The sequence below is a fragment of the Mesorhizobium sp. LSHC420B00 genome, from assembly GCF_000503055.1.
Taxonomy (GTDB): domain Bacteria; phylum Pseudomonadota; class Alphaproteobacteria; order Rhizobiales; family Rhizobiaceae; genus Mesorhizobium.
This window is the reverse complement of sequence record NZ_AYVY01000020.1, coordinates 119,428-133,505: the sequence shown is the minus strand read 5'-3', so window position 1 is coordinate 133,505 and position 14,078 is coordinate 119,428. Positions and strand designations below refer to the sequence as shown.

The window sequence follows — 14,078 nt, the reverse complement described above, 5'->3', positions numbered from 1 at the left end:
CAGCGCTCGAACACAAGGGAAATAATCAGTGATTACATTCCGCTCTCGTGCTATTTGACTGAGATGACCAAGACAACTGATTCCGACGAAGCCGGAGATGCCAAGCGATACCATCACGGCAATCTCGTCGAGGCCTTGATCACGGCAACCGTGGAGATCATCGAGGAGCGGGGAGCCGAGCATGTGTCCGTACGCGAGGCCGCAAAACGTGCCGGCGTTTCGCCCGGCGCGCCATTCCGGCATTTTCGATCGAAAACAGCGCTGCTCACCGCGGTCGCCGAACAGGCCATGGATCGGCTGACAAAGGCCGTTGCCAAGGCGCGGTCGAAAATCGACAGCGCAGATCCCATTGAGGCCTTCGAAGCAATCGGACAAGGCTATCTGGAATGGGCAATTAGCAACCCCACGCATTTCCAGATCATCAGTTCCCGAACCCTGATTGATTTTGAAGGGTCGGACAGCCTTCGTGATCATAATGAGGCTATTCGGCGGACGATGATCGACTTGCTGACGCAAGCGCAACAACAGGGTCGGCTTGCTCCCGGCACCGACTTTGATCATCTTGTGCTTGCCGCGCGTGCACTCGTTTATGGGTTGGCACGCATGGCGATCGATGGTCATTTCCGGGAATGGCATCCGTCCGAGCCGCCAGCCCTGGCCGCGCAGCGGGCTCTCCGACTTTTCATGAGCCGGATGACCATTCCATCTAAAGCTTAATCCGCCAGCACCCAAAAAAAGGGCCCGCGATTGCGTCGCCAGCTAATGGAACTCCGGCAGCGGTCCCTGGTAGCGGGCGCGTGGTCTGATCAGGCCGCTGCTTGTCACCTGCTCCACGGCATGCGCGGCCCAGCCGATGCTGCGGCCGAGCGCAAACAAGCGAAACGGCGCATCGGACGGCAAACGGAGGCTGCGCGTCAGCGCGGCCAAGGCGAAATCGACGTTCGGGCGCATGCCCGTTGCCGCAAAGGCCGCATCGCAAAGCCGTAACAGCCCATCATCGACATCGATCGCGGCCAGCAACGGTTCCGCACGCGGATCGCCGTCGGGATAAAGCGGATGGCCAAATCCGGGCAGTGGCCTGTCGTGACCGAGCCAGCGTCCGACAGCCGCATCCGGCCCCAATCTCTGCGCATCCTCCGCCAGCATCATGACCGCCTCCGCGGCGCCGCCATGGCGCGGACCGGAGAGCGTGGCGAGGCCAGCAAGCAGGCAGGCCGAAACAGGTGCACCGGTGGACGCGGCGACCCGCGCGGCGAAGGTCGATGCGTTCAGTTCGTGATCGGCCAACAGCACCAGCGAGCGGCGGATCAAGTCTGCGCCGGCTGCATCGAGGGACCAGCCCTGCGCCAGTCGTTCGTGCACGGCACCGATTCCGCGAACCGCGCCGAGCGCCTGGGCCAGAGCGGCGATGGCGCCGGCCGCATCGTGGTTGAGCGAAGCCGCCCTGCGGCCGAGCGAAGGCCGGCCCTTGGCCGCCAACGCGGCCAATTCCGCGAAGGCAGCCGGCCGGCCAGTTGCGCCGTTGCCATGGCGGCTCGCCGACACGAACGACACTGGTGCGTCAGATGCCCAAAGCAGGTTTGCCGTCTGCTCCAGCGTGGCAGTCTCGCAGAGTGCAACCGCATCCTGGCCACGATAGACGAGGCGGCCGTGCAAAACGGTCGAGATCGTGGTGGCGATCGCCGGCTCACCCCAGGCAATTGCACTTTCGGCGATTGCCTGGGGATTTCGGCCGCGCGCCCGGCGGCTCGCCAGCGCCGCGATGTCGTCGGCGCGATACTGGCTGCGGCGTGGGTCGGCCCGATCCGGCCGCATGCCGATGCGTCCGCGGCTGACATAGGCATAGAGCGTCTGGGCGCGCACCTTGAGGCGCTCCAGGGCTTCGTCCCGCGTCAGCCACTCAGTGATGTAAACCTGGCACGTTGATTCGGTTGATCAAGATTGATGGTCCAGCCGCCAACCCTTATCTACGACCCGGAAAGGGTCAAGGAGAAAACCAATGGCGAATGGGCTCGATGATGTGGTGGTGGCAGAAACGGTGCTCTCCGATGTCGACGGTCTTGGCGGCCGCCTGACCATCCGGGGCCATTCGTTGCCGGAACTGGCAGGCCGCTGGAAATACGCCGACGTGGTTCGGCTGCTGTTCGACGGCTCTTTCGACGATCTTCCCGGCGAAAAGGAGCTGGCGAAAGCGATCGGCCGGGCGCGCAGTGAAGTGTTCGAGCGGATCGAACCCTTGCTGCCGTTTCTCGCATCCCTCGATATCTACAGCGCGATGCGCGCCGGCATTGCCCTACTGCCGGACGGCGACAAATTGCCGGACGCGCTCAGGCTGGTTGCGGCACCTGCCGTGCTGACGCCGGCCTTGCTGCGCTTGCAGCGCGGCGAAAGCCCAATTGCGCCTGATCGCAAGGCCGATCATGCCGCCGACATGCTGCGGATGCTGACCGGCATGGCGGTCTCGCCGAAGTTGGCGAAAGCGCTCGATACCTATCTTGTGACGGTTTGCGACCATGGCCTCAACGCATCGACCTTCGCCACGCGCGTGGTCGCCTCGACGCAGGCGGGGCTTACTTCGGCGGTGCTGGCCGGACTCGGAGCGCTCAAGGGGCCGCTGCATGGCGGCGCGCCAGGTCCGGTGATCGAGATGCTGGATGCGATAGAGGCGCATGGCGACGCCGCCATCTGGCTGCGCGACGAGATCGCGCGCGGCCGCCGCATCATGGGCTTCGGGCATCGCATCTACCGTGTGCGCGATCCGCGTGCCGACGTGCTGAAAGCGGTGGTGCGGCAACTCGGCGCCGAGGGCGAAGCCGGCCACCGGCTGGCGTTTGCCGAAAGCGTGGAGCAAGCGGCGCTTGAAGTGCTTCGCATCGCCAAGCCGTCGCGCTCGCTCCAGACCAATGTCGAGTTCTTCACAGCACTTCTGCTGGAGGCCGCGGGCTTTCCGAAAGAGGCGTTCACCAATGTCTTTGCTGCCGGGCGCGTCGCCGGCTGGATCGCCCACGCCCGCGAGCAGCAGACGAGCGGACGGCTGATCCGGCCGCAGTCGCGCTATATCGGGCCGGTGCCGGACCTCGTCGCCTAAGGATTTTCCCCCGCATGCTTTGCGGAAACCGGCCCCGCTACAGCCGGTGCCAGACACTCTCTCGTCAAGGTGAGAGAGGTCCTCATGACAAAAATTTCATGTCATTGCTCCACACATCCGCTGTTCTTGGGTGGCAGAGAGCCTATATGCTGCAGTGCAGCATGGTTCCGCGGGAGCCCGCCTCGAAAGGAATAAGCCGCCTTGACCGCCAGAAAAACCGCCATCGTCACCGGTTCCACCTCGGGCATCGGCCTGGCCATTGCCCACGCGCTCGCGGCCGAAGGCTGCAACATCGTCGTCAATTCCTTTTCCGACACCGCCGACGACCACGCCATCGCCGACGCAATTGCGAAACACCACAAGGTCCAGACCGCCTATGTCAAGGCTGACATGTCGAAGCCGGCCGAGTGCCGGGCTCTGGTCATGAAGGCAGCCGAGACATTCGGCTCGGTCGACATCCTGGTCAACAATGCCGGCATCCAGCATGTCGCGCCGGTGGAAAGCTTCCCGATCGAGAAGTGGGATGCGATCATCGCCATCAACCTGTCATCGGCCTTCCACACCATCGCCGCCGCCATCCCGTTGATGAAACAGGCCGGTGGCGGCCGGATCGTCAACGTCGCCTCGGCCCATGGGCTGGTGGCCTCGCCGTTCAAGTCGGCCTATGTCTCGGCCAAGCACGGCATTATGGGCCTGACCAAGACGGTCGCCCTGGAACTGGCGCGCGACAAGATCACCTGCAATGCCATTTGTCCCGGCTATGTGCTGACGCCGCTGGTCGAGGCGCAGATCCCCGACCAGATGAAGGCCAACAAGATGGACCGCGAGACTGTGGTCCGCGAGGTCATGCTCGAAAAGCAGCCGACCAAGGAGTTCGTCACCGTCGAGCAGGTTGCGGCGGCGGCAGTGTTCCTGTGCTCGGATGCGGCAGCGCAGATCAACGGCACGCACATCTCTGTCGATGGCGGCTGGACCGCTCAGTGAGCCGTCCAGCGGTCAAGGGTCACGCCATGCCGAAAAACGGCAAGGCGGAGGAGCCAAAGAAGATCAACATCGCGCTGCAAGGCGGGGGTTCGCACGGGGCGTTTTCCTGGGGCGTGCTCGATCGGCTGCTCGAGGACGGGCGCCTCGATATAACGGCGGTTTCGGGCACCAGCGCCGGCGCCATGAATGCCGTCGCGCTGGCCGACGGCTTCGTTCGCGGCGGCGTCGAGGGCGCACGGCGGAAACTTGATGATTTCTGGCGTGCGGTGGCGGCAAAGGGCCGCTTCAGCCCAGTGCAGCGCATGCCGTGGGACGTCGCCTGGGGCAATTGGTCGATCGAGAACACGCCCGGCTATTTCCTGTTCGATACGATGTCGCGGGTATTTTCGCCCTATGTCGCCAATCCGCTCGCCATCAATCCGCTGCGCGATGTGGTCGAACGTGAGATCGATTTCGACAATGTGCGCGCCTGCAAGTCGATGGAACTGTTCATTTCCGCGACCAATGTCGAGACCGGCCAGTTGCGTGTCTTCTCGGACGGCGAGATCGACCTCGACACGGTAATGGCGTCGGCCTGCCTGCCGCAATTGTTCCGCGCCGTCGAGATCAAGGGCGTGCCCTATTGGGATGGCGGCTATGGCGGCAACCCGGCACTGTTCCCGTTCTTCAAGACGGCGGCCACTGAGGACGTGCTTTTGGTGCAGATCAATCCGGTGGTCCGCGAAGGGACGCCGAAGAGCGCCAATGAGATCCAGAACCGCATCGACGAGATCACCTTCAATGCCGGGCTGTTGCGCGAATTCCGCTCGATCGCCTTCGTCAAGGAACTGATCGCCGCCGGCCGATTGCCGCACGGCGAATATCGCGACATCCGCATGCACCGCATCGATGCCGACGAAGCGTTCAAGGATCTGTCGGCATCGTCCAAGGTCAATGCCGAATGGGCGTTCCTTGCCTATCTGCGTGACCTCGGCCGCACCGCAGCCAGTGATTGGCTGGAAGAAAATTACGACGCCGTCGGCAAGCGGCCGACGATCGATCTGTCCGGCGAGCTCGACGACGGCTTGAAGCCGGTGCGCGGGCCGGCGCCGGGCCGGCGGGTCAAGGAGTTTCTTGCGGCGCGCAAGCAGCCCGAGGCCGCCCGCCGTCCGGCCTAGAACGATTTACCGTTTCACGGAAACGCCGAACCGCTCTATCTTTTTTGACGCAATTCCGGACGGAAAACCGTTTCACACTTTTCCTGGAATTGTTCTGGCTCCCCCGCAAAGCAGATGACATCGCAATCTGTCCAATCATCCTGACACTTGCTGCCATACCGCTGTTTTGGCGATCAACAGCCGATGCTGCAGCCGCATCTTTGCGGACAAAGCAACAATCCATCAACTTTTCTGACTATATTGCGACGCAACTTTAAGGTAGAAGCGCGCTTCGCCGATCACGGCAATTTGAATACGGCCTCGCGCGCACCCATATCGGCGACGCGCCCCAAGTAGAAGATGCGGCCTGGCCGAACCCCGCGCACTGGAAAAAATGACGATGCCGAAATTCAGGTTTCACAAGCTTGCAGCCATTGTTGTGCTCATCGGGTTCGCCGGCTGGATGGCGACAGGCGAATTCTCGTCCGTCGGCAGCGCGTCCGCCGACAACAAGCCCAAGGCAGGAGAGGTCGAGCAGCCCAAGGCCGCCGACTCAGGCAAGCCCCAAACTGGCGAACAGGGGGCTGCCAAGCCGGGGACTGCCGAGGCAGAACAGCCCAAAGCGGCCTTGCGGACGGTCGCGATCATAACCCCGCCGCGGCGCATCTATGCGCGCGCTATCCGCATTTCCGGACTGACCGAAGCCGACAAGCGCGCGGTCCTGGCGACACGCGTCGCCGGCGTCATCGACAAGCTGCCGGTCAAGCAGGGTCAGCACGTCAAGACCGGCGACCTGATCCTGATGCTTGCCGCCGAGGAAAAAATCTCGGCGGTCGACAACGCCAAGCAGCTTGTCGTGCAACGTGAGGCCGAGCTGGCTGCGGCCCTGCGGTTGATGAAAACCGGCAATCTGCCGACGCTGCAGCTCGATACGGCCCGTTCCAACCTGACGCTGGCCAAGTCGCAACTGGACGCCGCGCAAGCCGAACTCGACCGCAACGAGGTGAAGGCGCCCTTCGACGGTGTCATCGACCGGGTGCCGGTGGAGCTTGGCAGTTCCGTCATGCAGGGCGGCGAGGTGGCGACCATTCTGAAGCTCGATCCGGTGATCGCCCGCGGCGAAGTCAGCGAGCGCGATCTCGGCTATCTGAAGATCGGTGACGAAGCCAATGTGCGCCTGGTCAGTGGCCAGACCGTCAAGGGTACGGTGCGCTACATCAGCCGGGATGCATCTTCGGCAACCCGTACCTTCCGGGTTGAAGTCGCTATCCCCAATGCCGATGGGTCCGTACCGGCCGGCATGACGGCAGAAATTGCGCTCAGCGCCCAGCCGACCGACGCCGTGATGCTGCCGCGATCGGTGGTGACGCTCGGCGACAAGGGCGACCTCGGCATCCGCGCCGTCGACAAGGATGACAAGGTCGTGTTCTTCCCGATCGACCTGGTCGACGACACGCCGACCGGCCTGGTGCTCGGCGGCATTCCGGCCGACGCCCGCATCATCGTCGCTGGCCAGGAGCTGGTGAAGGAAGGCGAAGTGGTCAAGCCGGTCGAGGCCGACCAGGCGACCATTCAAAAGCTGTTGGGCGAAGCGACGACCGGGACGCAGTAATCATGGACATCGTCAAACTTGCAATCAGCAATGCCCGGCTGACCATTGCGGTCCTGGTCTTTCTCATCCTTGCCGGTGCGGTCGCCTACCAGTCGACGCCGAAGGAAGCGGAACCCGACGTTCCGATTCCGATGATGTATGTCAGCCTGATCTATCAGGGCATCTCGCCGGAAGACTCCGAACGCCTCCTGCTGCGGCCGATGGAAGCCAAGCTGAAGAGCCTGAAGGGCCTCAAGGAGATGCGCTCGGCCGCCTTCCAGGGCGGCGGTTATGTGCTGGTCGAATTCCAGCCACAGACGGATCTCGCCACTGCGCTGCAGGACACGCGCAGCAAGGTGCAGGACGGCAAGGCCGACCTGCCGCAAGCGGCTGAGGAGCCCGTGGTCTCCGAGGTCAACATCTCCGAGTTCCCCGTCCTGGTCGTGACGCTGTCGGGCGAGGTGCCCGAGCGCGTGCTGACGGCGGCGGCGCGCGAGCTGCGCGACCGCATCGAGGAAGTGCCTGGCGTGCTCGAGGGCTCATTGCAGGGTGCGCGCGACGACCTCGTCGAAGTGGTCATCGATCCGATGAAACTTTCGTCCTACGGGCTGCAGCTCGACCAGTTGATCGGTGCGGTCGGCGCTTCCAACAGTCTTGTCGCCGCCGGCAACATCGAAGGATCCGAGGGCAAATACGCAGTCAAGGTGCCCTCGCTTATCGAGACACCAGAAGATGTGGCGGCGCTTCCGGTCGTCGCCGGCCCCAACGCGGTGGTGCAGGCCAAGGATATCGCCACCGTCCGCTCGACCTTCAAGGACGCCGAGACGGTTACCCGCCTGGACGGCAAGCCGGCGATTGCCATCGAGGTGAAGAAGCGCATCGGCTCCAACCTGATCGATACGATTGGCAAGGTCAGGGAGGTGTCCGACGCCTTCATCAAGACGATGCCGGAGGGCATGCACGTCACCTACACGCAAGACAAGTCCGTCTTCGTGAACCAGTTGCTCGGCGACCTTCAGAACCACGTGATGATCGCCGTCATCCTGGTGTTCATCGTCATTCTCTACGCGCTGTCTGGCCGTGCCTCGCTACTGATCGGATTGGCCATCCCCTCATCCTTCCTGATCGGCATCCTGTTGCTGGCGATGATGGGCTACACGATCAACATGATCGTGCTGTTCAGCCTCATCCTGGCGGTCGGCATGCTGGTCGACGACGCTATCATCGTCACCGAATTCGCCGAGCGACGCATGAGCGAGGGCATGCCGAAGGAACAGGCGTTCGCGCTTGCGGCCAAGCGCATGGCCGGCCCGGTCATCGCCGCGACGATGACGCGCATTGCCGCCTTCTCGCCGCTGTTGTTCTGGCCGGGCATCATCGGCGATTTCATGAAATACATGCCGATCACGTTGATCGTGACGCTCTCGGCCTCGATGCTCTATGCGCTGGTCTTCGCGCCGACGCTGGGCGCCATATTTGCCAAGGCGCCGGCTCATCACCCCGACGACAATCGCGACGGCTGGTACATGGCCGTGGTCAAGCAGGCGGTGCATTATCCCATCACCGTGCTTGTCCTTACCGTCGCGCTGTTGTTTGGCGTGGGCTACGCCTATTCGAAATTCGGCGCCGGCGTCGAATTCTTCCCGAATGTCGAGCCTGACTACGGCCTGCTCTATGTCCACGCCCGCGGCAATCTTTCGCTTGCCGAAATGGACGCGGCTACCAAGACGGCGGAAAATCGGCTGCTCGGCTGGCCGGGCGTGAAGTCTGTCTATACCCGTGTCGGCAAGACGCAGGGCGGCGGCCAGGACGTTCCGGAAGACGTGGTCGGCGTGATCCAGTACGAATTCGTCGACTGGCGCGAGCGCAAATCGGCGAACTCAATCCTCGACGAACTGCGCGGCGTGATGGCCGGCATTCCCGGTGTCGACGTCGAGGTTCGCGTGCCGGAAGCCGGCCCGCCTACCGGCAAGCCGATCCAGATCAGGCTTTCGGCCGTCGATCCGAAGGGTCTTGACGACAAGGCCCGCGCCGTCGCCGCGCGCATTGCCAAGGTGCCCGGCGTCATCGATATTTCCGATGGCCTGGCGCCGCCCGGCGTCGATTGGGCGCTCGAGGTCGATCGCGCCAAGGCGGCGCAGTACGGCATCAGCCCGACCGCGGTCGGAACGGTGGTCCAACTGGTGACCAACGGGCTGAAGCTCAGCGAGTACCGCCCCGCCGGCGCCGACGATGCCGTCGACATCAGACTGCGCCTGCCCGAGGATCGGCGCACGCTGTCGACGCTCGACGAACTCAGGGTTCAGACCGCGCAAGGCTCGGTGCCGATCTCGAACTTCGTCGTGCGCAAGCCGGAGCCGACGGTCGGTATCCTCAATCGCATCGACGGCGCGCGAACGGTGGTCGTCCAGGCCAACGTCGCTGCCGGCGCCCAGGTGGCTGCCGTCCAGCAGGAGGTCACCAAAGCTGTCGCCGACATGAACCTCGGCAGCGGCATTCGCTGGAAGCTTGCCGGTTCCAATGAGGACAGCGCGGAGGCCGGGGCCTTCCTCAGCAAAGCCTTCGGTGCCGCGATCTTCCTGATCTTCATTGTGCTTCTGGCGCAGTTCAACAAGTTCACCAGCGTCTGGCTGGTGCTGTCCTGCGTGGTCATGGCGACGATCGGCGTGTTCCTAGGGCTGCTGCTGACGGGAGAGGCATTCGGCATCGTCATGTCGGGCATCGGTGTCATCGCGCTGGCCGGCGTGGTGGTGAACAACAACATCGTGCTGATCGACACCTATGACCGGTTGCGCGAAGAGGGCTGGGACAAATACGAAGCCGTTCTGCAGACCTGCCGCGAACGTGCCCGCCCGGTGGTGCTGACGGCGGTGTCGGCGATCCTCGGCGTGCTGCCGATCGCTTTCGGCCTCGGCCTCGAAATCTTCCATCACGAGACGACGATCAACGCGCCGTCGACGCAATGGTGGATTTCGCTGTCGTCGGCGATCGTCTTCGGCCTGTCCTTCGCCACCGTGCTGACGCTGGTGGTGACCCCGTCAATGCTGATGGTGTTCACCCGCGCCAAGGTAAAACCCGGTGCGCGTCGGGGCTGGTTCAGTCGCCTGTTGGGGCGCGGCAAGGCCGAGATCTCGTCGGAAGGCCTGGAGGCCGATCTGGGCGCCGAACCGGCGATCGCCTTCCCGAAGGCCGCCGAATAGAGGCTGAATCGCCGTTCTGATCAAGCAAAGGCCGCCCGGGAACAATGGGCGGCCTTCTGCATTGTTCCGTCATTGCAACCTCAAAGCGAGGATTTTCTGATGACGATAAGCACCATTCTCATCATTATCCTTATTCTTATCCTGATCGGCGCGGTTCCGGCGTGGCCGCATTCGCGGTCCTGGGGTTACGGACCATCCGGCATCGTCGGCGTCATCCTGATCGTTGTCCTGGTGCTGCTGTTGATGGGCCGGATCTGACCGCAATCATTGGTCCCCGACAAGCGGCGGATGACCGTCAGGCCATCCGCCTTTTTTCAGATTGCTTCTGCGCTGCCTTCACCGTGGCGATACCGATGTCTTCAAGCGCTTCCGACACTGCATTTTCCAGCGGCGTGTGGGGGATCGCACCGATAATGCCTTCAAGCCCGCCTGAAACCAGCCGGTGCGGCTCGAAGCGGAGATAGGACATCGAAACGATCTCGCGCCACATCGCCACAAATGGGCTGCCGGCACGCAGCACCCACCACGGCATCGACGTCAGTTTCAACGTGCGCCCGAGCGCCTTCTCAGCGGCCGCCTTGATCTCCAGATCGGTCACCGCATGGCCGGGAAAGTTCAGCGCCTCGTAGGAGCCGAGCTTGTCGAGATTGTCGGCCAGTCCGACGAAAGCCTTGGCCAGGTCGGGTAGATAGGCCCATTCATGCACGAGATCGACCGGCCCTGGGGCGGTATAGACGCCCTTGGTCATCTTGGCGGCGACGACCAGATCGAACCACGATCCGCTGCCGGTGCCGCCGAAGAAGTCACCGGCGCGCAGCAGGATGGTGCGCACCCGACCCGCGTCGGCCTCGCGGCGAAACAGGTCTTCCATGGCAACGCGGATGCGGCCCTTTTCCGTCGTCGGACGAAACGGCGTGTCCTCGGCGATCACCGCCGGCATCGGCGAGCCGTAATTGTAGACGGTGCCCGGGAAGAGATGCAGTGCGCCATTCGCCCGGCAGGCAGCCATCACATTCTCGGCCATCGGCAGGCATTTGCTCCAGTCGGTGTAGAGCGGGTTGAGGCCGTTGAAAATGATATCGACGCCTTCGGTCGCGCGGATCAGCGCAGCACGGTCGAGCGCGTCGCCGGCGATCGCCGTGGCGCCTTTGAGTTCCGCCGGCACCTTGCCGCTGCGGGTGACGGCACGGACATCGTAGCCGGCATTAATGAAGGCCTTGGCCACCGTGCGGCCGAGCCGGCCATTGGCGCCGAGAATTGCCATCTTGGTCATTGTTTGTCTCCATGTTTGCGTATGACCCAATATGATCTCCTCGCAAACGAATGGAAATTGACGAAAGCTGGCGGTCTGATATTCAATTTTGAATGGATATAGACTGGAACCTGATCAAGAGTTTCGTCACGGTGGCGGAGACCGGGAGCCTGTCGGCCGCCGCGCGAAAGCTTGCCGCAAGCCAGCCGACACTCGGCCGCCACATCGCCGAGCTGGAGCAGGCGCTCGGCGTCACCTTGTTCCGGCGCGGGCGGCGCGGCTATGCGCTCACGGAAGCGGGCAGCACGCTTTTTGAACGGGGCCGCGCGGTGAGCGAGCAGGCGAGCGCATTTTCGCTGCTGGCCCTGGGATCGGTCGAAGCGATCGAGGGCACGGTGCGCATTGCCGCCAGCGAGGTGGTGGCGGCCTATGTGCTACCCGAGATGACGGCGCGGCTTGCCGTCGAGGAACCCGGCATCGAGGTTGAGATCGTCGCTTCGAACCAGGTCGAGAATCTGCTGCGTCGCGACGCCGACATTGCCATCCGCATGGTCAAGCCGGCGCAGAATGAACTGGTCGCGCGCAAGGTGACCGACATTCCGCTCCGCGCCTGCGCGGCAAAATCCTATCTCGACCGGCGTGGCCGTCCGCGCGAGGCCCGCGATCTTGCCGAGCACGATCTGGTCGGCTTCGATCGCAGCGATGAAATCATTCGCGGCTTCGCTCAATTCGGGGTTCCGCTCAACCGCAATGCCTTCCGCTTCAGGACCGACAACCACATAGTTTTGTGGGAGGCACTGCGGGCGGGAAACGGCATCGGCTTTGGCCAGCAGCCGCTGGCCGAGCGCGATGCACTGGTGGAAATCGTGCTGCCGGACCTCCCGCTGCCGACGCTGCCGGTGTGGCTGGCCATGCACCGCGACGTGCGTACCAGCGTCCGCATCCGCCGCGTCGCGGATTTCCTCTACGAACAGTTCAAGCGCTATTCAGCCGGTGCAGGCTCGGCAGCAAATTCGGCGCGGTGAGCGAGCCCGGCCATCACCAACACGACGATCAGTAGCCCAGAGAGAGCGACGAAGATCGGGCCGAAGCTCGAGTGTTCGGCGATGAAGCCGATCGCCGAAGGCGCCACCAGGATGCCTGAGTAACCCATTGTGGTGACGACGCTCATGCCGGTGCCGGGCGCCATGCCCTCCTGGTTGCCGCCGGCCGAAAAGATGATCGGCACCATATTGGCAATACCCAGGCCGCAAAAGGCAAAGGCGGCAATGGCCAGCCACGGCGAGGGAGCCAGCCCGGCCACCAGCATGCCGGCTGCAGCGGCAAGCGCCGACGCGCGCAGCGTCGTAACGGCACCGAAACGGTTGCGGACGCCATCGCCGAGAAAGCGCATGACGGCCATGACGCCGGAAAAGGCGGCATAGGCCAGGCCTGCGATAGCAAGATCGGCGCCGAGCTCCTGCCTGAGATACAGCGCTGCCCAGTCGAGCACCGCGCCTTCGGAGATCATCGTCAGCAGCGCCATCAGCCCGACCAGATAGACAAGCGGGTTTGCCGGCAGGGCGAATTTGTGATGCTCGGCGACCGGATGCTTGTCCTCGGCGATCAGGTAGCGGATCGCTACCGCGATGACAGCAAAGGCAAGCGCCGTCACCATCGTCGCATGCGCGAGATGACCATAGTTCTGGATGGCGAAACCGCCCAAAGCGCCGCCTGCGAAACCGCCAAGGCTCCAGAAACCGTGCGAGGACGACATGATGGCGCGGGACAGCCGCCGTTCCACCGCCACCGCATTGGCGTTCATGGCGACGTCCATGCCGCCGATCGAACCGCCGAAGATGAACATGGCGATGGCCGCCAGGGGCACATTGGGGGCCAGAGCCACCATCAAAAGACCGAAGCTGCCGGCAAGTCCGAACCAGCGCAGCACGGTGCGCGAGCCATGCTTCGAGATCAGATGGCCGCACCAGGTCATGGCGGTGACGGCGCCGGCGCCGAACAACAGGATCAGCAGGCCGAGCGTGAATTTGCTGATGTCCAGCCGGGTCAGGAACACCGGGATCTGCGGCGCCCAGCTGCCGGTCAGGAAGCCGTTGGCGAGGAAGATGCCGGCCACGGCCCAGCGTCCACGAATCGCGATTTGCGTGATTTTCTGCGCGTCCATCGGGTAGAATCCGGTCCGGAAATGGCTTTGCGCGGCAAATTAGATCGATTCAATTCACAGTCAAGCGCTCTTCGCCGAAAGTGCTTGGACCAGACGGCGCCACAAGGCGCCGGTGGACGCTACGTCCTCTCGTGTCGGCCAACCACCTCGGTGGTCCACTCCAAAATCTCTACGGCTCGGGATAAGGCGCGCCATCCTTGTGCACAAACCGGCCGTCAGCGTTGGTGCTCATCATGTCGATGTCGGAGCAGGTGGTTACGTCGGCGGGCCAACGCGAACCAACTTCGAGATAGATCGCAACTGCGCCCGATTTGTTGATCATGTGATGGCCGTTGCCGGAGCCTTTCGGAAAGGCCGCGCAATCACCCGCGCGCAGCACCGTCTCGCCGGCATCTTCGACGAGCGTCAGCTCGCCTTCGCGCACGTAGACGAACTCGTCTTCGTGCGAATGCCAGTGGCGCTGGCTCGACCAGTTGCCCGGCGGCAGGCGCATGAGATTGATGCCGAAGTCGGTGAGCCCGCCGGCGTTGCCCAGCCGCTGCCGCACGCGTTCGGCACAGGGTGCATCGAACGGAGGTGGATAGGATGAGCCCTTGCGTCCGGGTACGTCGGCGACGTCGATCTTAGGCACGGCAGTCCTCCCATTTGGGGCAAAAACCATTC

Annotated in this window: 12 protein-coding genes; 8 read left to right on the top strand and 4 right to left on the bottom strand. The window is 63.4% G+C overall.

What is annotated here, in order from left to right; translation table 11 throughout:
* Positions 1 to 63: 63 nt before the first annotated feature.
* Entirely contained in the window at positions 64 to 717 is a 654-nt protein-coding gene (locus tag X760_RS63695; protein WP_023721011.1) for a TetR/AcrR family transcriptional regulator, read from the top strand.
* 42 nt (positions 718 to 759) lie between these two features.
* On the opposite strand, the gene X760_RS63690 is transcribed toward X760_RS63695, so the two are convergent.
* Positions 760 to 1,908 (bottom strand): citrate synthase, encoded by a 1,149-nt coding sequence (locus X760_RS63690; RefSeq protein ID WP_023721010.1) that lies wholly within the window; start codon positions 1,906 to 1,908, stop codon positions 760 to 762.
* Between the two features lie 91 nt (positions 1,909 to 1,999).
* On the opposite strand from X760_RS63690, the gene X760_RS63685 reads away from it, so the two are divergent.
* The 6 genes from X760_RS63685 (at position 2,000) to X760_RS63660 (ending at position 10,257) form a co-directional block, all read left to right on the top strand.
* Positions 2,000 to 3,088, top strand: coding sequence for a citrate synthase/methylcitrate synthase (locus tag X760_RS63685; RefSeq protein WP_023721009.1), 1,089 nt, complete (start codon positions 2,000 to 2,002; stop codon positions 3,086 to 3,088).
* Positions 3,089 to 3,289: 201 nt separating this feature from the next.
* Positions 3,290 to 4,072 carry a 3-hydroxybutyrate dehydrogenase gene (locus X760_RS63680; protein ID WP_023721008.1) on the top strand — a complete coding sequence of 261 codons (783 nt, stop codon included), beginning with the start codon at positions 3,290 to 3,292 and terminating at the stop codon, positions 4,070 to 4,072.
* Positions 4,073 to 4,098: 26 nt separating this feature from the next.
* Positions 4,099 to 5,229, top strand: coding sequence for a patatin-like phospholipase family protein (locus tag X760_RS63675; protein ID WP_023721007.1), 1,131 nt, complete (start codon positions 4,099 to 4,101; stop codon positions 5,227 to 5,229).
* A gap of 379 nt (positions 5,230 to 5,608) precedes the next feature.
* Positions 5,609 to 6,820, top strand: coding sequence for an efflux RND transporter periplasmic adaptor subunit (locus X760_RS63670; RefSeq protein ID WP_023721006.1), 1,212 nt, complete (start codon positions 5,609 to 5,611; stop codon positions 6,818 to 6,820).
* A gap of 2 nt (positions 6,821 to 6,822) precedes the next feature.
* Complete coding sequence (locus tag X760_RS63665; RefSeq protein ID WP_023721005.1) at positions 6,823 to 9,999, top strand: efflux RND transporter permease subunit; 3,177 nt, start codon at positions 6,823 to 6,825, stop codon at positions 9,997 to 9,999.
* 99 nt (positions 10,000 to 10,098) lie between these two features.
* A complete protein-coding gene (locus X760_RS63660) occupies positions 10,099 to 10,257 on the top strand; it encodes a DUF3309 family protein (protein WP_023678456.1) in 159 nt (52 codons plus the stop codon).
* Between the two features lie 37 nt (positions 10,258 to 10,294).
* On the opposite strand, the gene X760_RS63655 is transcribed toward X760_RS63660, so the two are convergent.
* Positions 10,295 to 11,272 (bottom strand): SDR family oxidoreductase, encoded by a 978-nt coding sequence (locus X760_RS63655; protein ID WP_023721004.1) that lies wholly within the window; start codon positions 11,270 to 11,272, stop codon positions 10,295 to 10,297.
* Positions 11,273 to 11,364: 92 nt separating this feature from the next.
* Between X760_RS63655 and X760_RS63650 the strand changes: the two genes are divergently transcribed.
* A complete protein-coding gene (locus X760_RS63650; protein ID WP_023721003.1) occupies positions 11,365 to 12,276 on the top strand; it encodes a LysR family transcriptional regulator in 912 nt (303 codons plus the stop codon).
* Here X760_RS63650 and X760_RS63645 read toward each other — a convergent pair.
* Positions 12,234 to 13,415 (bottom strand): MFS transporter, encoded by a 1,182-nt coding sequence (locus X760_RS63645; RefSeq protein WP_023721002.1) that lies wholly within the window; start codon positions 13,413 to 13,415, stop codon positions 12,234 to 12,236. The two genes, X760_RS63650 and X760_RS63645, sit on opposite strands and share 43 nt — an antisense overlap.
* A gap of 169 nt (positions 13,416 to 13,584) precedes the next feature.
* Positions 13,585 to 14,046, bottom strand: a complete 462-nt coding sequence (locus tag X760_RS63640; protein WP_023721001.1) for a cupin domain-containing protein — start codon at positions 14,044 to 14,046, stop codon at positions 13,585 to 13,587.
* Between the last annotated feature and the right edge of the window lie 32 nt (positions 14,047 to 14,078).

What these genes read in the sequence shown, in the direction of transcription:
- X760_RS63685 (WP_023721009.1), top strand. Translation starts at nt 2,000, where the DNA reads ATGGCGAATGGGCTCGATGATGTGGTGGTGGCAGAAACGGTGCTCTCC.
- X760_RS63650 (WP_023721003.1), top strand. Translation starts at nt 11,365, where the DNA reads ATGGATATAGACTGGAACCTGATCAAGAGTTTCGTCACGGTGGCGGAG.
- X760_RS63660 (WP_023678456.1), top strand. Translation starts at nt 10,099, where the DNA reads ATGACGATAAGCACCATTCTCATCATTATCCTTATTCTTATCCTGATC.
- X760_RS63645 (WP_023721002.1), bottom strand. Translation starts at nt 13,415, where the DNA reads ATGGACGCGCAGAAAATCACGCAAATCGCGATTCGTGGACGCTGGGCC.
- X760_RS63695 (WP_023721011.1), top strand. Translation starts at nt 64, where the DNA reads ATGACCAAGACAACTGATTCCGACGAAGCCGGAGATGCCAAGCGATAC.
- X760_RS63655 (WP_023721004.1), bottom strand. Translation starts at nt 11,272, where the DNA reads ATGACCAAGATGGCAATTCTCGGCGCCAATGGCCGGCTCGGCCGCACG.
- X760_RS63675 (WP_023721007.1), top strand. Translation starts at nt 4,099, where the DNA reads ATGCCGAAAAACGGCAAGGCGGAGGAGCCAAAGAAGATCAACATCGCG.
- X760_RS63670 (WP_023721006.1), top strand. Translation starts at nt 5,609, where the DNA reads ATGCCGAAATTCAGGTTTCACAAGCTTGCAGCCATTGTTGTGCTCATC.
- X760_RS63665 (WP_023721005.1), top strand. Translation starts at nt 6,823, where the DNA reads ATGGACATCGTCAAACTTGCAATCAGCAATGCCCGGCTGACCATTGCG.